19 protein-coding genes are annotated in these 21,012 nt (G+C 70.5%); 15 read left to right on the forward strand and 4 right to left on the reverse strand.

Annotated elements, in window-relative coordinates:
• The first annotated feature begins 5 nt into the window (after positions 1–5).
• Genes cobN through IE243_RS04595 form a run of 5 tightly spaced genes read left to right on the forward strand, consistent with a single transcriptional unit; the run spans position 6 to position 6,970 of the window.
• Positions 6–3,392 carry a cobaltochelatase subunit CobN gene (gene cobN / locus IE243_RS04575; protein WP_191318164.1) on the forward strand — a complete coding sequence of 1,129 codons (3,387 nt, stop codon included), beginning with the start codon at positions 6–8 and terminating at the stop codon, positions 3,390–3,392.
• A complete protein-coding gene (gene cobG / locus IE243_RS04580; RefSeq protein WP_191318165.1) occupies positions 3,389–4,747 on the forward strand; it encodes a precorrin-3B synthase in 1,359 nt (452 codons plus the stop codon). The genes cobN and cobG overlap by 4 nt, the downstream gene beginning before the upstream one ends.
• Positions 4,744–5,373 carry a precorrin-8X methylmutase gene (locus tag IE243_RS04585; RefSeq protein WP_191318166.1) on the forward strand — a complete coding sequence of 210 codons (630 nt, stop codon included), beginning with the start codon at positions 4,744–4,746 and terminating at the stop codon, positions 5,371–5,373. Before cobG ends, IE243_RS04585 begins: the two co-directional genes overlap by 4 nt.
• An 11-nt stretch (positions 5,374–5,384) precedes the next feature.
• Positions 5,385–6,122, forward strand: a complete 738-nt coding sequence (locus tag IE243_RS04590; RefSeq protein WP_191318315.1) for a precorrin-2 C(20)-methyltransferase — start codon at positions 5,385–5,387, stop codon at positions 6,120–6,122.
• Positions 6,119–6,970, forward strand: coding sequence for a precorrin-3B C(17)-methyltransferase (locus tag IE243_RS04595; RefSeq protein WP_191318167.1), 852 nt, complete (start codon positions 6,119–6,121; stop codon positions 6,968–6,970). Before IE243_RS04590 ends, IE243_RS04595 begins: the two co-directional genes overlap by 4 nt.
• Here IE243_RS04595 and IE243_RS04600 read toward each other — a convergent pair.
• Positions 6,880–7,779 carry a cobalt-precorrin-6A reductase gene (locus IE243_RS04600; protein WP_191318168.1) on the reverse strand — a complete coding sequence of 300 codons (900 nt, stop codon included), beginning with the start codon at positions 7,777–7,779 and terminating at the stop codon, positions 6,880–6,882. The two genes, IE243_RS04595 and IE243_RS04600, sit on opposite strands and share 91 nt — an antisense overlap.
• An 88-nt stretch (positions 7,780–7,867) precedes the next feature.
• Here IE243_RS04600 and cbiE point away from each other — a divergent pair, with 88 nt between their 5' ends.
• The 7 genes from cbiE (at position 7,868) to IE243_RS04635 (ending at position 14,422) form a co-directional block, all read left to right on the forward strand.
• Entirely contained in the window at positions 7,868–9,154 is a 1,287-nt protein-coding gene (gene cbiE, locus IE243_RS04605) for a precorrin-6y C5,15-methyltransferase (decarboxylating) subunit CbiE (protein WP_191318316.1), read from the forward strand.
• Positions 9,151–9,666 carry a cobalamin biosynthesis protein gene (locus IE243_RS04610; protein ID WP_191318169.1) on the forward strand — a complete coding sequence of 172 codons (516 nt, stop codon included), beginning with the start codon at positions 9,151–9,153 and terminating at the stop codon, positions 9,664–9,666. The genes cbiE and IE243_RS04610 overlap by 4 nt, the downstream gene beginning before the upstream one ends.
• A complete protein-coding gene (cobM, locus tag IE243_RS04615) occupies positions 9,663–10,472 on the forward strand; it encodes a precorrin-4 C(11)-methyltransferase (RefSeq protein WP_191318170.1) in 810 nt (269 codons plus the stop codon). Before IE243_RS04610 ends, cobM begins: the two co-directional genes overlap by 4 nt.
• Positions 10,469–11,341, forward strand: coding sequence for a uroporphyrinogen-III C-methyltransferase (gene cobA, locus IE243_RS04620; protein WP_373301561.1), 873 nt, complete (start codon positions 10,469–10,471; stop codon positions 11,339–11,341). The genes cobM and cobA overlap by 4 nt, the downstream gene beginning before the upstream one ends.
• Complete coding sequence (locus tag IE243_RS04625) at positions 11,338–12,705, forward strand: cobyrinic acid a,c-diamide synthase CobB (RefSeq protein ID WP_191318171.1); 1,368 nt, start codon at positions 11,338–11,340, stop codon at positions 12,703–12,705. The genes cobA and IE243_RS04625 overlap by 4 nt, the downstream gene beginning before the upstream one ends.
• Positions 12,706–12,712: 7 nt before the next feature.
• Complete coding sequence (gene cobF, locus IE243_RS04630) at positions 12,713–13,477, forward strand: precorrin-6A synthase (deacetylating) (protein ID WP_191318172.1); 765 nt, start codon at positions 12,713–12,715, stop codon at positions 13,475–13,477.
• 144 nt (positions 13,478–13,621) lie between these two features.
• Positions 13,622–14,422 (forward strand): (2Fe-2S) ferredoxin domain-containing protein, encoded by an 801-nt coding sequence (locus tag IE243_RS04635; protein WP_191318173.1) that lies wholly within the window; start codon positions 13,622–13,624, stop codon positions 14,420–14,422.
• Between the two features lie 7 nt (positions 14,423–14,429).
• On the opposite strand, the gene cobD is transcribed toward IE243_RS04635, so the two are convergent.
• Entirely contained in the window at positions 14,430–15,545 is a 1,116-nt protein-coding gene (gene cobD, locus IE243_RS04640) for a threonine-phosphate decarboxylase CobD (protein WP_191318174.1), read from the reverse strand.
• A gap of 59 nt (positions 15,546–15,604) precedes the next feature.
• On the opposite strand from cobD, the gene cbiB reads away from it, so the two are divergent.
• Positions 15,605–16,594 (forward strand): adenosylcobinamide-phosphate synthase CbiB, encoded by a 990-nt coding sequence (cbiB, locus tag IE243_RS04645; protein WP_191318175.1) that lies wholly within the window; start codon positions 15,605–15,607, stop codon positions 16,592–16,594.
• Here the strand turns inward: cbiB and IE243_RS04650 are convergent.
• Entirely contained in the window at positions 16,578–18,047 is a 1,470-nt protein-coding gene (locus IE243_RS04650; protein WP_191318176.1) for a cobyric acid synthase, read from the reverse strand. The two genes, cbiB and IE243_RS04650, sit on opposite strands and share 17 nt — an antisense overlap.
• A gap of 225 nt (positions 18,048–18,272) precedes the next feature.
• On the opposite strand from IE243_RS04650, the gene IE243_RS04655 reads away from it, so the two are divergent.
• Both IE243_RS04655 and IE243_RS04660 read left to right on the forward strand, forming a co-directional pair.
• Entirely contained in the window at positions 18,273–19,604 is a 1,332-nt protein-coding gene (locus IE243_RS04655) for an oxygenase MpaB family protein (protein ID WP_191318177.1), read from the forward strand.
• 50 nt (positions 19,605–19,654) lie between these two features.
• Positions 19,655–20,389 carry a CerR family C-terminal domain-containing protein gene (locus IE243_RS04660; RefSeq protein ID WP_191318178.1) on the forward strand — a complete coding sequence of 245 codons (735 nt, stop codon included), beginning with the start codon at positions 19,655–19,657 and terminating at the stop codon, positions 20,387–20,389.
• A 123-nt stretch (positions 20,390–20,512) separates the two neighbouring features.
• Here the strand turns inward: IE243_RS04660 and IE243_RS04665 are convergent, their stop codons facing one another.
• Positions 20,513–20,926, reverse strand: coding sequence for a PaaI family thioesterase (locus IE243_RS04665; RefSeq protein ID WP_191318179.1), 414 nt, complete (start codon positions 20,924–20,926; stop codon positions 20,513–20,515).
• Positions 20,927–21,012 lie beyond the last annotated feature (86 nt).

A 21,012-nucleotide genomic window follows, 5' to 3' on the forward strand; every position in this document is an offset into this window, starting at 1 on the left:
ACGGCATGCACATCCTCGCCAGCACATCGTCATCACTTGATGACCTCGCGGTTCCCGTCGATCTGGGCCAGAGCCCGGCGGAGATGGCCGTGCTGTCGTTCAGCGACAGCGATCTGGCGGGGGTGGAGCGCGCGTGGCGGGCCGAGCGCGACGCCACGCCGGAACTGACGCCAGACCTGCGGCTGGTCCCCCTGCGCGATCTGCGCCATCCCATGTCGGTGGATCTGTGGATCGACGCGGTGGGATCGAAGGCGCGGGTCGTGGTCGCCCGGATTCTCGGCGGCCTCGACTGGTGGCGCTATGGCTGCGAGCAACTCGCGGCGGCGGCGCGTCGCCACGGCGTCGCCCTGGCGCTGTTGCCGGGCGAGGATCGCGACGACGACAACCGGCTGGCGGAGCTTTCCACCGTCGACAGCGCGACGCGACGCGCCATCCTGGACTGCTTTCGCGCCGGCGGCCCCGACAATCTGCGCCTCGTCGCACGCCACATGGCGCGGCTCGCCGGTCGCGCCATCGATGTGGCCGAAGCGCGGGTAACGCCGCAGACCGGCGGTTATCTGCCCGGACGCGGCGCCGTCTCCCTCGACGCCCTCTGCGCGGAAGCCGGCCTGGAGCAGCCGCGCGTCGCCATATTGTTCTACCGCTCGATGCTGCTGGCGGAAGACACGGCGCCAATCGATGCGCTGGCGGCGGCGTTGCAGGCGCGCGGCGTGCAGCCGGCCCCGATTTTCGCGCCCTCCCTGCGCGACAGCGCCGGACGCGCGGCGGCGCGCGACGCCTGCGCCCGATTGCGGCCGGCGGCGCTGGTCACCGCCACCGCCTTCGCCGCCACAGGCGCCGACGACGGCCCCAGCCTGTTCGCGGAGTTGGGCGTTCCGGTATTCCAGGCCATTGTGGCGACGACCCGCCGCAGCGCCTGGGCCGACGGCCAGCGTGGGCTGACGCCCGCCGACACCGCCATGCACGTGGCCCTGCCGGAGGTGGATGGCCGGGTGCTGGCGGGAGTGCTTTCCTTTAAAGGCACGCTCCCGCCCGGAGACGCGGCGTCCGATGGCGCCGGCGAAGCCCTGCGCAACATTCCAGAGCCAGATCGGGTCGCCGCCGTAGCGGACCGGATCTGCGCCCATATTCGCCTGCAACGCATGCCAGCGGCGGCGCGGCGCGTGGCGGTGATGGTTCCCGATTACCCCGGCGTCGAAGCCCGCAGCGGCTACGCCGTCGGCCTTGACGCTCCGGAAAGCGCGCTCGCGATCCTGGCCGACCTCGCCGGCGCCGGTTACGCGGTCGCGGATATTCCCGCCGACGCTCGCGCGCTGATGCTGGCGCTGGAGCGGCCGCAGCCAGCGTTCAGCGCCGCCGACTACCTCGGTCATTTCAGCGACCTGCCGGAAGCCGCGCGCGCCGCGGTCATCGACCGCTGGGGCCCGCCGCCCGCCGTGGATGCGCCAGATTTCGGCTTTCGCGCCGTGCAGTGCGGCGCGGCGACGGTGACGCTGGCGCCTGATCGCGGCGACGCCGACAGCCGCCGCGCCGACTATCACGACGGCGCCCTGCCGCCGCACCACAATCTGCTGGCCTTCGGTTTCTGGCTGCAACACACCCTCAAGGCGGACGCCGTGGTGCATGTGGGGGCCCATGGCGCGGTGGAATGGCTGCCAGGCAAGACCGTCGCCCTCACCGGCGCCTGCTGGCCTCAGATCGTGTTCGGTTCGCTGCCGGTGATCTATCCGTTCATCGTCAGCAATCCCGGCGAGGCGGCGCAAGCCAAGCGGCGCATCGGCGCCCTCACCCTTGGTCATCTGACGCCGCCGCTGATCGCGGCCGGGACCACCCCGGCCATGCAGGAGCTTGAGCGGCTGGTGGACGAATACGCCAGCGCCGAAAGCCTCGATCCGCGCCGCCGCGACCTGCTGGCCGGGCAGATCGTCGCCGCCGCCCGCGACAGCGGCCTTGCGCGCGAAGCCGGAGTCAACGTGGACGGCGACGCCGTGGAAGCGTTGCAGCGCATCGACGCCTGGCTGTGCGACCTGAAGGATTTTCCGGTCAAGAACGGGCTGCACGTTTACGGCCGCGCCAGCGATGGGGCGACGCCGGAGCGCGCAGGCAGCGCTTTTGCAGAAAGCGCGGCGCTGCTCACGGCGCTGGACGGCCGTTTCGTCCCGCCCGGCCCGGCCGGAGCGCCGGCGCGCGGCCGCGCCGACGTGTTGCCCACCGGCCGCAACCTGTTCGCCGTCGACCCGCGCGCCATGCCGACGTCGACGGCTTACAGCCTGGGCAAGGCGGCGGCGGAACAGCTGGTGCTGGACTATCTGCAGCGCCACGGCGACTGGCCGCGCGCCCTGGTGATCGACCTGTGGGGCAGCGCCAGCCTGCGCACCGGCGGCGAGGAAATCTCCATGGGGCTGGCGCTGATGGGTTGCCGGCCGGACTGGGACCACGCCACCGGCCGAGTCACCGGCGTCGAGGTGTTGCCGCCGGCCAGTTTCGGCCGGCCGCGCGTCGACGTGTCATGGCGGATTTCCGGCCTGTTCCGCGACATGTTCCCGGGCCAGATCGCCCTGCTCGACGCCGCGACGACGGCGGTGGCGACGCGCGAGGAAAGCAACGAAGACAACCCGCTGGCCGCCAGCGTGCGGGCCGGCGGCGCGCCCGCGCGGGTGTTTGGCGCGGCGCCGGGCGTCTATGGCGCCGGCGTCGAGCAGGCGCTGGCCAGCAGCCAGTGGGAGACGCGCGCGGAGCTGGGCCAGCGCTATCTGGAAACGGCGTCGCACGCCTATGGCGGCCTTGCCGGCGACGGCGTCGCTGTTCCTGGCGCCTTCGCCGCGCGGGTTGCGGCGGCTGACGTGCACGTGCACCCCCAGGACGATCCCGGCCGCGACCTGCTGGAAGGCTCCGCCGACGTCGCCTTCATCGGCGGCTTCGCCGCGGCGCGGGCATTGCAGGCGCGCGATGCGGGCGAGGCTCGCCCCGCCGACATCGTGGTGCTGGACACGACCGACCCGGCCAGCCCCCGCGCCCGTTCGCTGGCGGCGGCCATCGCCCGCGTGGTGCGGGCCCGGGCCGTGAACCCGGCGTTTATCGCCGGCCAGATGCGGCACGGGCCACGCGGCGCCTCGGAGCTGGTCGAAACCGTCGACCGGCTGGTGGCGTTCGCCGAGACGACCGGCTGCGTGCCCGGCTCGCTGCTGGATGCGGTGCACGACGCGTATCTGGGCGACGAGGCCGTGCTGGATTTTCTGCGCCACAACAACCCCGCCGCCGTGCGGGTGATCGCCCGCCGTTTCGCTGACGCGCGCCGGCGCGGCCTGTGGCATCCGCGTCGCAATTCCATCGACGGCGATCTGGCGGCGCTGATGGCGGAAACCCAGCCCATGACGGAGGCGGCGTCGTGACCGGCGGCTCACGCCTGCCAACAGACGCCAGGCCAGACGACGGCTGCCAGAACGGCGGCTGGCGACGGGGCGCCTGCCCCAGCCTGGCGACGCCGATGCAGACCGGCGATGGCCTGCTGGCCCGGCTGACGCCGCGCGACGGCGACCTCAGCATGGCGCAACTGGCCGCGCTGGCGGAAGCCGCGGCGCGTCATGGCAACGGCCTGATCGAAATCACCATGCGCGGCGCGGTGCAGATTCGCGGCCTGACGACGGCGAGCGCCGAAGCGCTGGCGATGGACGCAGCCGCCAGCGGCGTCATGGCCCGCCAGGGCCTCGCCGTGGACGTCAACGCGCTGGCGGGCGTCGACCCGCTGGAGCGCTGTGATCCACGGCCGCTGGCGGCGCGGATTGCTGGCGCGGTGAACGGCTCGGCGCTCGCGCCGCTGCTCGGTCCGAAAGTCTCGGTGACCGTGGACAGCGGCGGCCAGTTCGGCCTCTCGGCGCTGAAAGCCGATATCCGTCTGCTGGCGGTCGATGCGTCGCGCTGGGCGATGATGCTGAGCCTGGCCACCGGGACGCGTCGGGCGTTCCGCGGCGATGAAACGGCGATCGCCAGCGCGGCGCTGGACATGCTGGCGGCGATCGCGGCGCTGGGGCCAGACGCCCGCATGCGCGACGTGGCGGCGGAGATCGCCGACGGGGTTTGCGCCGGGCTGGTTCCCGTCGATCCGGTTCCGGCGCAACCCGCCATTATTCCGGTCGGCATTTTTCCGACAGTTCATGGCCCCGCCATCGGCCTGACGCCGCCGTTCGGCGCCACCGACAGCGTCGCCCTCAGGCAACTCGCGGCGGCGTTTCCGCAGGCGCCGGTCCGCTTCGCGCCGGAGCGCGGCCTGTTGTTGATGGGCCTCGATGCAGCCGCGCAGACGCGTTTGCGGCAAATCGCCGACGATCTCGGCTTCATCCGCCGGGCCGACGATCTGCGGTTGCGGATTTCAGTCTGCGCCGGCGCGCCGCTTTGCGCCTCCGCCGCTGTCGCCACCCGCCCGCTGGCGGCGGACCTGGCGCGCGACCATAGGGCGACGCTGGACGCAGCCGTAGCGCCTGGCCAGCAATTGCACGTCTCCGGCTGCGGCAAGCGGTGCGGCGCGCCATCGCGCAACGTCACGCCGCTCGACATGCCCGTGGGCGCAGCCGTCGTGACAGGCGTATTCGCCAGTCATCCGCACGCGGAGCGGGACAGGGCTCTCACCCTGGAAACTGCCTCCGCACATCTTTCACAATTGTCCCGGGTGCTTCATATCCTGGGCGCGCGCCACACCCGTGGCGACGCACCCGATCCGACGCCCGACGCTCTGAAAAACCGGCCATGACCACCCAGACCTATATCAAGGATGGCGCCGCCATCTACGAACAGTCGTTCGCCATTATCCGGCGCGAAGCGGACCTCACCCGTTTCAGCGGCGGCGAGGCCGACGTCGCGGTGCGGATGATCCACGCCTGCGGCGTGGTCGACGCGGCGCGGCATTTCATCTTCTCCCCCGGCTTCGAGACGGCGGCCCGGGCCGCGCTGCAGAACGGCGCGCCCATCCTGTGCGACGCGGAAATGGTAGCGCACGGCGTCACCCGCGCCCGCCTGCCGGCAAGGAACGAGGTGATCTGCACCCTGCGCGATCCGCGCACGCCTGAGCTGGCGCAAAAGCTTGGCAACACCCGCTCGGCGGCGGCGCTTGAGCTGTGGCGCGACCGGCTGGAGGGGGCGGTGGTCGCCATCGGCAATGCGCCGACGGCGCTGTTTTATCTGCTGGACATGATCGACGCCGGCGCGCCGCGCCCGGCGGCGGTCATCGGCATGCCGGTGGGCTTCGTCGGCGCGGTGGAATCGAAAGCGGCGCTGGCGCAGCGCGCCGATCTGGCCTTCGCCACCGTGGCCGGGCGCATGGGCGGCAGCGCCATGACCGCCGCCGCCATCAACGCTCTGGCGAGGATCGGAATATGAAAGCGGGAACCATGAACGGAACGGCGAGCGGCCGCCTCACCGGCGTTGGCACCGGCCCCGGCGACCCGGAGCTGATGACCCTGAAGGCGGTGCGCGCCCTTGCCGCCGCCGACGTGGTGGCGCATTTCGCCAAGCGCGGGGCCGCCAGCAACGCCCGCGCCATCGCCCAGGCGCATCTGCGCCCGGAGGTGATCGAGCTGCCGCTGCTCTATCCGGTCACCACCGAGCTGCCGCACCGCAGCGACGCTTACCGGGACGCCATCACCGGTTTCTACGAGGAATCCGCCGCGGCCGTGGCGGCGCACCTCGACGCCGGCCGTTCGGTCTGCGTGCTGAGCGAGGGCGACCCGCTGTTCTACGGCTCCTACATGCACCTGCATGTGCGGCTGGCGACGCGCTACCCCACCGAGGTCATTCCCGGCATTACCGCCATGTCTGGCTGCTGGTCGGCGGTGGGCCTGCCGCTGGCCCAGGGCGAGGACGTGCTGATGGTGCTGCCTGGCACCATGGAGGAAGCGGAGCTGGCGCGCCGCCTCGCCGACGCCGACGCGGCGGTGATCATGAAGGTTGGCCGCAACCTCGGCCGCATCCGCCGCGCGCTGGCCCAGGCCGGGCGGCTGGAGGGCGCGATTTATGTGGAGCGCGGCACCATGGACGCCGGCCGCACCCTGCCGCTGTGCGAGGTTGCCGGCGACGCCGCGCCCTATCTGTCGCTGGTGCTGACGCCAGGCTGGAGCGCCCGGCCATGAGCGGCGACGCTTCCCGTAACGGCGTTGCTTTCACCGGCCGCCTCACCGTCATCGGCCTCGGCCCGGGCAGTCCGGAGCAGATGACACCTGAGGCGCGCAACGCGGTGGAGCGGGCGACGGATTTCTTCGGCTATTTTCCTTATGTGGAGCGGTTGACGCTCGGCCCGCACCAGCGCCGCCACGCCTCTGACAATCGCGAGGAGCTGGCCCGCGCCAAAGCAGCGCTGGCCTTGGCCATGGACGGCCGCGAGGTGGCGGTGGTCTCCGGCGGCGACGCTGGCGTGTTCGCCATGGCGGCTGCGATCTGTGAGGCCATCGATCACGGCCCGGCGGAATGGCGGGCGTTGGACATCGCCATCGTGCCCGGCGTCGCCGCCATGCTGGCGATGGCCGCCTGCGTCGGCGCGCCGCTCGGCCATGATTTCTGCGCCATCTCCCTGTCGGACAATCTGAAGCCGTGGGAGCTGATCGCGGCCCGGCTGCGCGCCGTGGCCGGCGCCGGCCTGGTCATCGCCCTGTACAACCCGGTGAGCAAGGCGCGCCCGTGGCAACTGGGCCAGGCTTTCGACATCCTGCGCGACATCCTGCCGGCGCGGACGCCCGTCGTGTTCGGCCGCGCCGCCGGCCGGCCCGACGAGCGGGTGGCGATCGTCCCGCTGGCCGAGGCCCGGTCCGACATGGCCGACATGGCCACCTGCATCATCATCGGCTCGCCCGAAACGCGGTTGATCACCCGCGACGGCCGGGCGCCGCTGGTCTATGCGCCGCGCTCTGCGACGGGCGCAGGCCCGGATGTCACCCAAGGTTCGCTGTCAGAAGGTTCGCTGCCGCAGGGCTCGCCGTCATGAGCATGGCCGGCCATGCGCCCCAGCCAGATCTGCCGCAGCCATGCCAGAGCTTCAGCGGAGGACGGCGTCGTGAGACCGCCGCCGGGCGACGCTGGACGGTCGACCATGACAACCGGCACGCCGAGCGCCCGCGCCGCCGCCAGCTTGGCTGCGGCGTCGTCGCCGCCACTGTTCTTGGTCACCAGCAGGTCGATGCGATGGTCGATGAGCAATTGCTTTTCGTCGTCCAGACTGAACGGACCGCGCGCCTGCAGCCAGGCGACATGGGGCAGGCGCACGCCGGCGTCGGCCGCCTCGATGGTGCGGGCCAGATAGGCGTGTTGCGGCGCGGCCATGAAGGCGGCGAGGTTCTGCCGGCCGATGGTGAGGAACACCCGGCGCGGGACTTCGCCAAGGGCCGCGACGGCTGCTGTGATGTCGGCCACATGGCGCCAGTCATCGCCGGGCCCGGGGGCCCAGGCCGGGCGGACCAGCCGCAACAGCGGCGTTCCGGTCAACGCTGCGGCCTCGACGGCGTTGGCCGCCATGCGCGCGGCGAAGGGATGGGTGGCGTTGACGATACAGGCGACGCGCTGATCGCGGATGAACGCCGCCAGCCCGCCGACCCCGCCGAAACCACCGACGCGCTGGTTCACGGCGACGGGGCCGGCCAGCGGCGGCGGCGGGTTGCGGGTGCGGCCGGCGAGCGACAGCGTCACGCTGAGCGGCAGATCCGTCTGTGTCTGCAAGGCGCGCATCAGGGCGCGAGCGTCGGCGGCGCCGCCCAATATCAGAACATGCATCGGGGCGTCGGGCTGGCTGGAGGTCATGATGGCGTCCAGTAACGACGGGCGGGCAGAAGTTGCAAGCGCCGCCGGCGCCATCAGCGGCGCAAGCATCGTCAGCGTCGCAAGCATCATGGACGCGTCAGGTCAGCACGCCCCCCGCCCCTGGCTGCATGTGGTCGGGCTTGGCGAGGATGGGCTGGATGGCCTCGGCGCCGGCGCCCGCCGGGCCATCAGCGACGCCCAGGCGGTGTTCGGCGGCCACCGCCATCTGGAGCTGGCGGCGGCGGCGATCACCGGCGAAGCCTGCCCATGGCCGACGCCATTCGACGCGGGCCTCGCCGCCGTGATGGCGCGACGCGGCGCGCCGGTGTGCGTGCTCGCCTCCGGCGACCCCATGCATTACGGCGTTGGCGTCACCCTCGCCCGCCACGTGCCCATCGCCGAAATGAAGGTGTGGCCAGCGCCGTCGTCGTTCAGCCTCGCCGCCGCGCGACTTGGCTGGGCGCTGCAGGACGTGACCCTGCTCTCGCTGCATGGCCGCGACGAAGACGCGCTGCGCGCCCATCTGTTTCCAGGAATGCGGCTGCTGGTTCTGACCAGCGACGGCGCGGCGCCGGCCCGGCTGGCGCGGATGCTGGATGATTCAGGCTTCGGAGCTTCCGGCGCGTGGGTGCTGGAAGCGCTGGGCGGTTCCCGAGAGCGGGCCACGGCGACCACAGCCGGGGCCATGGGCGACGCGCTGTTCGATCCGCTGAACGTGCTGGCGCTGGAGTTGCGCGCGACGGAACGTTCCGGCGCAGCGGACGGCGTTTCAGCTGAACAGCACGCCTCGCCAAAGACGTCGGAAGCACAGCCCGCGCCGCTGGGCTCCGGGCTCGATGACAGTTTCTTCGATCACGACGGCCAGATCACCAAGCGCGAGGTGCGCGCCGTCACTTTGGCCGCCCTGGCGCCGCTGCCAGGGCAACTGCTGTGGGACGTCGGCGCCGGCTCCGGTTCGATCGGCATCGAATGGCTGCGGCTGTCGCCAGCCATGCGCGCCATCGCCATCGAGCAGGACGCCGCGCGGGCCGAACGCGCCCGCGCCAATGCGGCGCGTCTCGGCGTCCCCCGCCTCGACCTGCGCGCCGGCGCGGCCCCGGAGGCTTTCGCTGGTCTGCCGCAGCCGGACGCCATTTTCATTGGCGGCGGCGCCCGTGAAGCCGTCGTGGACGCCGCCCGCGCCGCGCTGAAGCCCGGTGGTCGGCTGGTGATCAATGCGGTGACGCTGGAAACCCAGGCGCTGCTCACGACCATGCGCCAGCGCCATGGCGGCGACCTGATCTCGCTGGCGGTGGCTCGCGCCGCGCCGGTTGGCGGCCTGACCGGCTGGCGCGTCGCCATGCCAATCGTGCAATGGCGCTGGAGCAAGCCATGAGCGCGCGTGAACCCACGGAGCATAACGTCGCCTGCATCGCCAGCGTCTGTATTGCGGGCCTGGGCTGCCGCGCCTCGGCCAGCGTCGACGATATTCTGGCTGTGATCGGTCAGGCGCTGACGCGCGACAGCCTGCAAGCAGCGGATCTCAGCGCCCTCGCCTGCATCCCGGCCAGGGCGGACCATCCGGCCATCCAGGCGGCGGCGACCCGGCTCGGACTGCCGCTTGTCGTCGCCGACCCGGCCGCGCTGGCGGCGATGGCCGGCGCCTGCCTCACCCGCTCGGGCGCGTCGCTGGCCGCCACTGGCCTGCCCTCGGCCAGCGAGGCGGCGGCCCTCGCCGTCGCCGGGCCAGACGGCGCCCGTCTGCTCGGCCCGCGCAGCGCCAGCCCCACGGCCACCTGCGCCATCGCCGTGAATGACGCGAAATCACAGGGCGCACCGGCAGTGCGCGTGCAGTTCAGCAACACATCATTGATTCTAAAAACATTTGACCATCTGGATCAGCAATGACCGTCCACTTCATTGGCGCCGGGCCTGGCGCCGCCGATCTCATCACCGTTCGCGGACGCGACCTGCTGGGGCGCTGCCAGGTTTGCCTGTACGCCGGCTCCATCGTGCCGGCGGAACTGCTGCAATATTGCCCGCCGGAGGCGCGGCTGGTCGACACGGCGCCACTGTCGCTGGATGAGATTGAGGAAGAATACATCGCCGCCACGGCGCACGGCCAGGATGTGGCCCGGCTGCATTCCGGCGATCTGTCGATCTGGAGCGCCGTGGCCGAGCAGACGCGCCGGCTCGACCGGCTGGGCATCGCCTGGACGATGACGCCGGGGGTGCCGGCCTTTGCCGGGGCCGCCGCCGCCCTGGGGCGCGAGCTGACCATTCCGGCCATCGCCCAGTCGCTGGTGCTGACCCGGGTTTCCGGCCGCGCCTCGCCGATGCCGGCGGGCGAAACCCTGACTGGCTTCGGCCAGACCGGGGCCACCCTGGCGATTCATCTGGCCATCCACGCCCTCGACCAGATCATCGCCGAACTGACGCCGCTGTACGGGCCGACGTGCCCGGTCGCTGTGGTGGTGCGGGCCACCTGCCCGGATGAGCGCGTCATTCGCGGAACCCTGGCCGATATCGCCGGACGGATGGCCGAGGCGCCGGCGGAGCGCACCGCGCTGGTGTTCGTCGGCCCCGGCCTCGCCGCCGTCGGTTTTCAGGAAAGCGCCCTGTATGACGTGGATTACCAGCGCCGTTTTCGCGGCCGGGACGCCCATAACCAGCCGCTGGCGCGGCGCGAGGTGGAAAGCGGTGAGCCGTCATGAGCGCTGACCGTCCCATGTCGCCCGGTCAAACCGGCGAAAGCCTCCCCGCCCTGGCGGCGGAAGCCCTGATGCGCCTGGCTCATGCGCCGTTGCCAATGGCCGAAGCCAGCGGCTTCGCTCCTGGCGAGGTGTGGCTGGCCGGCGCCGGCCCCGGCTCGCTGGAATGCCTGACGCTGGGCGTCATTGCGGCGCTGGCGAAGGCCGACGCCGTGGTTTACGACGCTTTGGTCAACCCGGACCTGCTGCTGGCGGCGCCGGAGGCCGAGAAGCACTACGTCGGCAAGCGCGCCGGCGTGCGCTCGGCGGCGCAGACTGACATCAACGCCCTGCTCATCCGCCTTGCCGGCGAAGGCAAACGGGTGCTGCGGCTCAAGGGCGGCGATCCCAACGTATTCGGCCGCGGCGGCGAGGAAGCGCGGGCCCTGGCTGGCGCGGGCGTGCCGTTCCGGTTCCTGCCTGGCCTCACCTCCGGGCTGGCGGCTCTGGCCGGCGCCGGCATTCCGGCGACGCTGCGCGGCGTCAGCCAGGCGATCACCCTGGCAACAGGCCATGCGGCCGAGCCGCCGGTTCCTGGCGAGGGCCCGGACTGGGCGGCGCTGGCGAAGACCGGCCAGCCCATTGTCATCTATATGGGGCTGGGCAATCTGCCGCTGATCCGCGACCAGTTGCTGGCCGGCGGCCTGCCGGCGCGTACTCCGGCGGCGGTGATCCACGCCGCCTCGACGCCTGAGGAGAAGGTGCTGGTTTCGGACGTGGCGGGCATCGTCGAGGCGACGCGGCGCGACAACATCAAATCGCCGGCGCTGATCGTCATCGGCGAGATCGTCGCCTGGCGAAATGGCGCGACGCCCGCCGGAGCAGCCCCATGAGGCAGGGTGTGCGTCCCCCTGGCCAGCCGCGCGGCCTCATCGTCGGCGCAGCCCGCTCCGGCTCCGGCAAGACCAGCGTCGCCATCGGCCTGTTGCGCGCCCTGAAACGGCGTGGCCTGAACGTGCGCGCCGCCAAATCGGGACCGGATTATATCGATCCGGAATTCCATCGCGCCGCCACCGGCCACCCCGGCGTCAATCTGGACAGCTGGGCCATGGAGCCCGTGCTGCTGCGCGACCTGCTGGCCCGCCAGGGCGACGGCGCCGATCTGGTGATCGTGGAAAGCGCCATGGGCCTATTCGACGGCGTCGACGCTGCCCCCGGCCGCAGCGGCGCGGCGGCCGATCTGGCCCGCATCTACGGCCTGCCGACCCTGCTGGTGCTGGACATTTCCGGCCAGTCGCAGACCGCCGGCGCCATCGCCCATGGTTTCGCCACCCATGATCCCGCCGTGCGCATCGGCGGCGTCGTGCTCAACCAGGTCGCCAGCGAGCGGCACGAAGCCGTGGTTCGCCCGGCCATCGAGCGGCTGGGCCTGCCGGTGGTCGGCGTCATCCGTCGCAACCCGGAGATCAGCCTGCCGGAACGGCATCTGGGCCTGGTGCAGGCGGGCGAGCACACCGCTCTGGAAGCCTTCATCGACCAGATGGCCGACGTGATCGAGGCTTCCGTCGATCTGGACGCGGTGCTGGCGCTGGCGGGGCCCATCGCCACCGGAGATAGGGAAGCGCCCCCCTCCTGGCTGCCGCAGGCTGCCTCCTCGCTGCCGCCGCCTGGCCAACGCATCGCCATCGCCCGTGACGCCGCCTTCTCCTTCATCTACCCGCATGTGTTGCAGGGCTGGCGCGACGCCGGCGCGGACATCGCGCTGTTCTCGCCGCTGGCCGACGAGGCGCCAGACGCCGCCAGCGACGTCTGCTGGCTGCCCGGCGGCTATCCAGAGCTGCACGCCGGCCGGCTGGCCGCCGCGAGCCGTTTCATGGACGGGCTGCGCCGCTTCGCCGAAACCCGACCGGTGCATGGCGAGTGCGGCGGCTACATGGTGCTGGGCGCGGCGCTGGAGGACGCCGGGGGCGTCACCCACCCGATGGCCGGCCTGCTCGGCCACGTCACCAGCTACGCCAGGCGGCGGATGAACCTGGGCTATCGCGAGGCGCGGCTGCTCGCCGACAGTCCCGTCGGCGCGGCGGGCGACGTCATTCGCGGCCACGAGTTCCACTATTCCCGCCTGGTGAGCGCCGGCGACGACGCGCCGCTGGCGCAGCTGGCTGACTCCCAGGGGCGCGATCTTGGCCCCTCCGGCGGGCGGCGCGGCCATGTCACCGGCTGCTACTTCCACGCCATCGCCCGCCACAGTGTTTGAGACTGCCATGCGCAAGATCATTGTCATCGGCATCGGCGCCGGCAACCCGGACCACATGACCGTGCAGGCCATCGCCGCGCTGAACCGGCTGGATCTGATCCTGATCCCCCGCAAACCGGGGCAGAAGGATGATCTGGCAGAGGTCCGCCGCGACATCTGCCGGCGCTTCCTGACCAATCCGCACACGCGGCAGATCGAATTTGACCTGCCGGTGCGGGCGCAGCAGGACGACGCCTACCATCAGACCGTCGACGACTGGCACGACGCCATTGCCGGCGCCTACGCCAGCCTGCTGGACAGGGAATGCGGGCCCACCGGAACAGTGGGCCTGCTGGTCTGGGGCGACCCGTCGCTCTACGACAGCACCCTGCGCATTCTGGAGCGGCTGCGCGCCCTGCCGGAGGCGGCGCTGGCGATCGAGGTGATCCCCGGCGTCACCAGCGTCCAGACGCTGGCGGCCAGTCACCGTATGCCGCTCAACACCATCGGCGGCCCGGTGCTGCTCACCACCGGCCGCCGGTTGCGCCAGGGCGTCCCCGCCGACGCGGAGACCATCGTGGTGATGCTGGATGGCGCCTGCGCCTTCACCACCCTGCCGGCGGCGCAATACGACATCTGGTGGGGCGCCTATCTCGGCATGCCCGACGAAATCCTCATCAGTGGGTCGCTGGCCGAGGTGGGCGAACGGATCGTGCGCACGCGCGCCGAAGCCCGCGCCCGTCACGGCTGGATCATGGACACCTACATGCTGCGGCGGCGCGGCGACGTCTGACGCCCTGACGCCTGCCGCATCAGCCCATCAACGTGGCCCCGGCGCCAAACCGTCACGCCAGGCTTGCCCCGTCCATTCCCGGAACAGCGGAGCGGCCAGGAGCGACGCCTTGTCCAGCGTGGAACCAGCATACGGAGAACAGCCATGCCAGACAGTGGACAGCCGGCCAACGCCTCGGCAGCGGACGCCCCTGTCGTCATCCTGTATGGCCGCGCTTCATTCGACCGGCAGCAGAACGTCGCCCAGATCGCCGCGCGGCTGAACGCGGCGGGCGGGCGCACGTTCATTCCGGCCTATGAGGATCTCACCGGGCCGTCGATTCCCGACGTCCTGGAAGAGCTGCTGCAACGCGGCGTGCGCCAGGCGCTGGTGATTCCGGCCGCGTTTCCAGCTGATCCGTCGTTGACCGCCTGGTTGCCCGGGGCGCTGGCCGCCTGGCGACTTGAGCACGCCAACGCCGACTTCGACCTGCGGATCTGCCCGCCGGTCGAGCAGTTTCTTGACGTAACGGCGGCGGTGACGGCGGCTCTGGCGGCGGAGCCGGAGCGGATCCGGCCCGTCGCCGACGTGAAGCCGAGCATGGGCAAACCCGGCTGGACCGATGTGCCGGAGCATGCGCGTCAGGCATTCTTCTGTCTGGGCGCCCGTTGCGCCCATCGCAAGGCGCTGCCGCTGTATCAGCACATGCGCACGATCATGAAGAGCATCCGCTCGCTCAACAGCGGTCCGCAGCGGGCCATGTGCGTGCGCGCCGGCTGCCTTTATCCCTGCAACCAGGGGCCGCTGTTAGTCGTCCAGCCGGACGGCGTCTGGTACGGCAATCTCGACGAAGCAATGATCGACCGCATTGTGCGGGAGCATCTTCTGGAAGGCCGGCCCGTGGCTGAGGCGGTCATTCACCGCCAGAAGACGCAGCGGGAAGACCTTGGATTGATCGACATATAATATAATTTTATCCGATACTTGATGAAAACTCCTGAAGCGCCTGATCAAGTCTGTGGGTCGCGGCTTTGTCCGGCGGCAAGCCGATGCGGATGGCGTCTGCGCCAACGCCGGAGGCAATTTCAAAGCGGCGCACCCAGAGGCCGCGCCGCCCCAGCGCCGTGAACAGGTCGCGGGCGCGCGGATGGCGCACGAGCCGGAACAGGCTGACGTCGCCGGTCACGGCGAGGCCCGCCGCCGCCAGCCGCTGGTCCAGCCGCGTCGCCTCAGCCGCCAGCCGCCTGATCATGGCGTTCCGCCAGGCGTCGTCCTGCAGGGCCGTCACGCCATATTCCAGGGCCGGGCCAGACACCGACCAGGGGCCAAGAATGGCGTTGAGCCGGGCGGCCTGGGCCGGAGCGGTTATGGCGAAGCCAAGCCGCACGCCGGCGAGGCCATAGAATTTGCCGAAGGAGCGCAGCACCACCAGGGCGTTTTCCAGACCATGCAGCCCCACGTCGCCAGCGAGGCTTTCCGCCGCCGGACAGGCGTCGATGAAGGCCTCATCCACCACCAGCAGACCGCCCTTGCGGGCCATCGCTTCAGCCAATCGCAGCAGCGCCGCGCGGCCGGTCACCCGCCCGTCCGGATTGTTGGGATTGACGACAACGGCGACGTCGGCGTCCGCCAGCGCCTCCAGGCTGGCGGACGCGCTGGCCTGATGACAGGCGACCTCATGAACCGCATGACCAGCGACCCTTGCGGCGTCGGCGTGGCCGGCGTAGGTCGGCGCCAGGATCATTGTCCGGACTGGTCTGGCCGCGGTTGGCCGCGCCAGCATCATGATCTGCGCCAGCAGGATCTGGGTTCCCGGGGCGGCGACAACCGCCGCGCCGGGCGACACGCCCCAGGTTTCCGCCGCCACGGCGCACAGACGGGCGTGCCGGGCCGGTTCCGGCAGCCGCGTCAGCAGCGCCGACGGCGTTGGCCGGCGGGTATAGGGATGGGGATTGACCCCCGTCGACAGGTCGATCCACGGCGTTGGCGCATCCGGGAACAGCGCCGCCGCCTGCACAAGGGAGCCGCCATGCACGATCACGCCCTGATCCGGCGCGCTCCGCCCGCCCGCTACTGATTTCGCGTCCATCAAACCCGCACTGCCCATAAACCCGCACTGCCCATAAACCCGCACTGCATGAAGCCGCCATGACCATTCTGCTCGCCTTCGCCGCCATGCTGATCGAACGCGCCGTCGGCTATCCAGGCCGGGTATACACGACCATCGGCCACCCGGTGAGCTGGATTGGCCGTCTCATCGCATGTCTGGATGAAAAGCTGAACCGGCCGGGCTATTCCACAGCCGCCCGGCGGACCCTCGGCGTACTGACCCTGCTCGTTCTCATCGTCGTCTGCGGCGGCGTCGGCCTTGCCATCCAGCAGACGTTGCTGGCGGCGTTTGGCCTGATCGCCGGTGGGCTGGCCGTCGCTGTGCTGGCGAGTTCCCTGCTGGCGCAGCGCAGCCTTGCCGGGCATGTCGTCGCCGTGGCCGACGCGCTGGAGCGGGACGGCCTCGCCGCCGGCCGCCACGCGGTGTCGATGATCGTCGGTCGCGACCCGGATACGCTGGACGAGGCCGCCGTCTGCCGCGCTGCGATCGAGAGCCTGGCCGAGAATTTTTCCGACGGCGTCACCGCGCCGGCGTTCTGGCTGGCGGCGGCGGGACTGCCAGGCTGCGCCATCTACAAGGCGGTGAACACCGCCGACAGCATGATCGGCCACCGCACGGCGCGGCACGAGGCCTTCGGCTGGGCCGCCGCCCGTTGCGACGATCTCATCAATCTGCCGGCCTCGCGGCTCACCGGGCTGGCGCTGGTGGGGGCCGCCGCTATGGCGCCGGGCGCCGACGCCGGCGCCGCCTGGCGGGCGGTGCGGCGCGACGCCGGCAAGCACCGCTCGCCCAATGCCGGGTGGCCCGAGGCGGCGATGGCCGGCGCGCTCGGCCTCGCCCTGGCCGGTCCCCGGGTCTATGGCGGCCAGACGGTCGATGACGCCGAAATGGGCGCTGGCGGACGGCGCACGGCGACGCCAGCCGATATCCGCCGCGCCCTGCGGCTGTATCATCTGGCTGACGCCATGCTGATCGCCGCGCTCGGCTGCTCTTTTGTGATTTTACAACTGCTTATCTGGATGTTTTGACAAGCCAGTCGATGTCAAGATGCGCTTCCAGGTGCGCCGCCAGCGCGTCCAGCGCCGCCTCGACGCCGGCTTCATAGGCATGATCGACGCCATCGCCGCCGAGCCGGCGCAGCCAGGCGTCACGCTGGGCGTCATCGGCGAACAGGCCGTGCACATAGCAGCCGCTGACCCGGCCGCTGGCGGAAACAGCGCCATCAACGCGCCCGTCGGCGAAGTGGGCGAACGGCCGGGCGAGGCCTGGCCCGGTGGTCACGCCCACATGCATCTCGTAGCCATGGAAGGTGGCGTCATCGGCGGTCCGGCCGGAGGTCTCGCGCAAGGTCTTGTCGCCGGCCAGCACCGTGTCCACGTCGAGCAGCCCGAGGCCGGGAACGGTTCCGGTCGCGCCCTCCAGCCCCGCCGGGTCGCTGACGCTCCGGCCAAGCATCTGGTAGCCGCCGCAAATGCCCAGCACATGGCCGCCGCGCCGCACATGGGCGGCGATGTCGATGTCGAAGCCGGCCGCGCGCAGGGCGGCCAGGGCCGGGATCGTCGCCTTCGAGCCTGGCAGGATGACCAGGTCAATGTCGCCGGGCAGCGCCTCGCCTGGGCGAACCTGGATCATCTCCACCTGCGGCTCGGCCTCCAGCGGGTCGAGATCATCGAAATTGGAGATGTGCGGCAGCACCAGCACCGCGATGCGGATGGGCGCGCCAGCTGTTTGGGCCGGTCGCCCGCCTTTCCCGGCAAGGCCGAGCCCGTCCTCCGCCGGCAGCCGGCCGGCCGCCTCCAGATGCGGAACAAGGCCGATGGCGCGCCAGCCGGTGCGGGCCTGAATGATCGCCATGCCATCGGCGAACAGCGCCGGATCGCCGCGAAACCGGTTGATGATGAAGCCCGCGATCATCGCTGCGTCCGCCGGATCGATCACTGCCTGCGTGCCGACGATGCTGGCGATCACCCCGCCCCGGTCGATATCGCCAATCAGCACCACCGGAACGTCGGCGGCGCGGGCGAAGCCCATGTTGGCGATGTCATGACTGCGCAGGTTGACCTCGGAGGCGCTGCCGGCGCCCTCCACCAGCACGATGTCGGCGTCCTGACGCAGCAGATTGAAACTCTCCAGCACCGCGGGCATCAGGCCAGCCTTGACGCGCTGGTAGTCGGCGGCGCCTGACGCGCCCGCCACCCGGCCCTGGACGACGATCTGACTGCCGTGGCCGCCCTGGGGCTTCAGCAGCACCGGATTCATATGCACCGTGGGAGCCAGGCGGGCGGCGCGCGCCTGCAGGGCTTGGGCGCGGCCGATCTCACCACCATCAACAGTGACGGCGGCGTTGTTCGACATGTTCTGCGGCTTGAACGGAGCCACCCGCAGGCCGCGGTTGACCAGGGCGCGGGCAAGCCCGGCGACCATCAGCGATTTGCCGACGTCGGAGCCGGTCCCCTGAAACATCAGCGATCTGGCCGGCATCTGGCGCTCCATAGCTTTGACGGGGGCATTTCGCACGCTGTTCGCGCGCGTCCCTTCAGGAAAAATCGACGGCGCTTTTCGTGAAAATGCTCTGGTTGCAGGCGTCTGACTACACGGATGGCTGGCCGGCATAAAGATCGCCCGCGCCAGACGCCCATGCGACATTCTTGACATTTATATCAATTGATACATTTTCATGAAACAAACACCCAGGAGGAAGCCCGCATGGCTTTTGACGCAGACAGCCCGGACGTCTGGGCGCGCGCCCGCCGGCAGGCGGAGCAGATTCCCGCCATTTACAGTCGCATTGATTTCGACAACCTGCCCGAGCGCTTCACAAACGAGATTGCAGGCGACAGCGCCGTGCGCGGCGCCTTCCGCGACAAGCGCGCCGCGCTGCTGGCCGATCGCCAGCGGGTGGCGATGATCGCCGGCTACACAATGACCGGCGACGTGGTGGCGGACGCCTATGCGGCGCTGATGCCGCAACTCGGGTTTCGCGGCATGATCTCCCAGCTCGAAACCGCATGCCGCAAGGGGCTGGACGCCGTGCCCGACGCCCCGCCAGAGCTGGTGGCCTTCATCCGCGACATGGAGCGGACGCCCGCCTGGGTCGACATGGATCTGGTCAACGAAGGCGCGCGGCTTGAACGCAACGGCATGGCCAATCTGGCGCCTTATGTGATCCGCGGCGCCCTGCTCGCCACCTTCATGAACAAATATTCGGCGCTGCCCATGGCGCTGACCGGGACGCTGACTGATTCCCTCGCCGCCAAGCGGGCGTTCGAGACGGCGACCTTCTTCACGCTCACCGTCCTGCCTGGCGGGCTGGAACGCCATGGCGAGGGCTTCCGGGCCGCCGCCATGGTCCGGCTGATGCACTCGATGGTGCGGTTCAACGTCATGCGCCGGCCCGGCGTCTGGGACGCGGGCGTGTTTGGGGTTCCGATTCCCCAGGTGGACCAGATGCCGGCGGGCCTCATCAGTTCCTTCCTGCTGTCGTTCAAGGTGCTGGGCCAGGGTCGCAACCATTTCACCCAGGAAGAGCGGGCCCGCATCGAGCTTGCCCGTTACCGCTGCTTCCTGCTTGGCCTGCCCGAGGATCTGCTGGGCGAGACGCCGCAGCAGATCGTCGACCTGCTGTTGACCCGTCAGGCGACATTGCGGGCCGGCTTCGACGACAAAACCTGCGGCTCCCTGGTGCGCGGCGCCATGTCGGCGGAACTGTCGAAGGACAACACCCTGACCGGGCGCATGCGTCGCGGCATGGAGCGCAGCTTCTCCAAGGCCTATCTGGTGCGCAATTTTCTCGAGGGCGACGCCTCCAGAGCCGAAGCGATGGGCGTTTCCTATACCGGGCGCGACCGGCTCATCGCGCTGGCCACGGCGCTGTTCATCGTCCCGCGCATGAAGCTCTATGACCTCGCCATGCGCGCGCCCGGCGTGCGCGACATCGCCAACCGTCGCCTCGTCAGCAAGCTGGAGCGGCTGCTGCACCGCTATGGTCACGCTGATTTCGCCTCCGACGGCGAGAACTACCGGCCGGTTCAGGCCTGACGCCTTGCGGCGCGGCAGTCCGCGCCGCCATTTGCGCCCTGGCCGGAGCCATGCTCAATAAGACCATGGCATCACCGTCCACTCCATCCATCAAGCCGGCCGCGCCCGCGCGGGGCGCGCGCGAGACCCGTTCCGGCTACGCCAAGGGCGAGGGAACCCGGCGCGCCATCCTCGCCGCCGCCCTCGCGGAGTTCGGCGAGCATGGCTTCGCCAACGCCACGACGCGGCGCATCGCCCAGGCCGCCGGCGTCACGCTGCCGTCGCTGGCGTACTATTTCGGCAACAAGGAGGGGGTGTATCTCGCCTGCGCCACCGAGATCGTCGACCGGTACGTGCGCCAGATGGCCACCATATCGGCTGTCGATCTCACCGGAGCCCTGGCGCGCGCCGACAGCGCCGCCTGCCGCGATCACCTCAAGCAGTTGCTGCGACATCTGGTGCAACTGCTCGCCGGCTCCGACGACGCCCTGACCTGGACGACATTCGTGGCGCGGGAGCTTCGCGAACAGGGGCCCGCCTTCACGATCCTGTACGAGCGCCTGTGGGAGCCCGGGGCGCGCCTGCTGGCCCGGCTGATTGCCGGGGTGCGCGGCGCGACGACCGTGCGCGACGCCGACACCATCGACGCTCTGTTGCTGATTTCGAGCCTGGTGGCCTTCTACACCGGGCGCGTGGTTTCCCTGCGCACCCTGGGCTGGGACAAAATCGGCGACAACGAACTGGAGGCGCTGTTCGCCGCCGCTGACCGGCTCGCCGACGGCGTCAGCGGCGGGGCGGATTCCTGAGAGGACGTCCTCCGGTTCCGGTTTGGAGCGTGTCCGGCGAAAACCCGTTCGCCAAAAATGCTCCGTCGCTTTCATTTGACGCACTTTTTCACGAAAAGCGGGCGCCACTGCTCCCGAAAAGCTCTAGCGCGGCCACAACACCATTTGCGTGCAACGGAACAGCGCCAGGGTTTTGCCGCTGGCCTCGCTGCGCGCCACGGCGTCCCATACCTGGGTGGTGCGGCCGCCGTGAGCCATTGTCGCCACGCAGGTGACGTCGCCCTCCCTGGCCGTGCCGAGGAAATTGGACTTCAACTCGATGGTGGTGAAACTTTCCGCGCCCTCTGGCAACGACAGCATGCATCCGTAACCGCAGGCCGAATCCACCAGGGCGATGACCGTGGCGGCGTGCAGGAAACCATTGCCGGCAAGATGGCGCTGCCCGATGGTGAACCCGCCCTCCACCAGGCCGCGTTCCGCGCGCATCCAGCGCATGCCCAGATGCCACGGCAATGTGCCCTCATGCCGGGCGGCGATCATGGCGATACCATCTGACATCATGTCCTCCGGTGGTTTCGGTTTCCGGTCCAACTGCGCGAAACCAGCGTTTCCATTTATAATTTGCTCCGCCACGGACCGGAAGG

Source organism: Camelimonas fluminis, assembly GCF_014656355.1.
In the GTDB taxonomy this organism is placed as follows: Bacteria; Pseudomonadota; Alphaproteobacteria; order Rhizobiales; family Beijerinckiaceae; genus Camelimonas; species Camelimonas fluminis.

Coding starts and splice junctions, on each gene's coding strand:
- cbiE (WP_191318316.1), top strand. CDS start 7,868: ATGGACGCGTCAGGTCAGCACGCCCCCCGCCCCTGGCTGCATGTGGTC.
- IE243_RS04610 (WP_191318169.1), top strand. CDS start 9,151: ATGAGCGCGCGTGAACCCACGGAGCATAACGTCGCCTGCATCGCCAGC.
- cobM (WP_191318170.1), top strand. CDS start 9,663: ATGACCGTCCACTTCATTGGCGCCGGGCCTGGCGCCGCCGATCTCATC.
- cobD (WP_191318174.1), bottom strand. CDS start 15,545: ATGGACGCGAAATCAGTAGCGGGCGGGCGGAGCGCGCCGGATCAGGGC.
- IE243_RS04665 (WP_191318179.1), bottom strand. CDS start 20,926: ATGTCAGATGGTATCGCCATGATCGCCGCCCGGCATGAGGGCACATTG.
- IE243_RS04600 (WP_191318168.1), bottom strand. CDS start 7,779: ATGACCTCCAGCCAGCCCGACGCCCCGATGCATGTTCTGATATTGGGC.
- IE243_RS04590 (WP_191318315.1), top strand. CDS start 5,385: ATGAACGGAACGGCGAGCGGCCGCCTCACCGGCGTTGGCACCGGCCCC.
- cobF (WP_191318172.1), top strand. CDS start 12,713: ATGCGCAAGATCATTGTCATCGGCATCGGCGCCGGCAACCCGGACCAC.
- IE243_RS04635 (WP_191318173.1), top strand. CDS start 13,622: ATGCCAGACAGTGGACAGCCGGCCAACGCCTCGGCAGCGGACGCCCCT.
- IE243_RS04655 (WP_191318177.1), top strand. CDS start 18,273: ATGGCTTTTGACGCAGACAGCCCGGACGTCTGGGCGCGCGCCCGCCGG.
- IE243_RS04650 (WP_191318176.1), bottom strand. CDS start 18,047: ATGCCGGCCAGATCGCTGATGTTTCAGGGGACCGGCTCCGACGTCGGC.
- IE243_RS04660 (WP_191318178.1), top strand. CDS start 19,655: ATGCTCAATAAGACCATGGCATCACCGTCCACTCCATCCATCAAGCCG.
- IE243_RS04625 (WP_191318171.1), top strand. CDS start 11,338: ATGAGGCAGGGTGTGCGTCCCCCTGGCCAGCCGCGCGGCCTCATCGTC.
- IE243_RS04595 (WP_191318167.1), top strand. CDS start 6,119: ATGAGCGGCGACGCTTCCCGTAACGGCGTTGCTTTCACCGGCCGCCTC.
- cobA (WP_373301561.1), top strand. CDS start 10,469: ATGAGCGCTGACCGTCCCATGTCGCCCGGTCAAACCGGCGAAAGCCTC.
- cbiB (WP_191318175.1), top strand. CDS start 15,605: ATGACCATTCTGCTCGCCTTCGCCGCCATGCTGATCGAACGCGCCGTC.
- cobN (WP_191318164.1), top strand. CDS start 6: ATGCACATCCTCGCCAGCACATCGTCATCACTTGATGACCTCGCGGTT.
- IE243_RS04585 (WP_191318166.1), top strand. CDS start 4,744: ATGACCACCCAGACCTATATCAAGGATGGCGCCGCCATCTACGAACAG.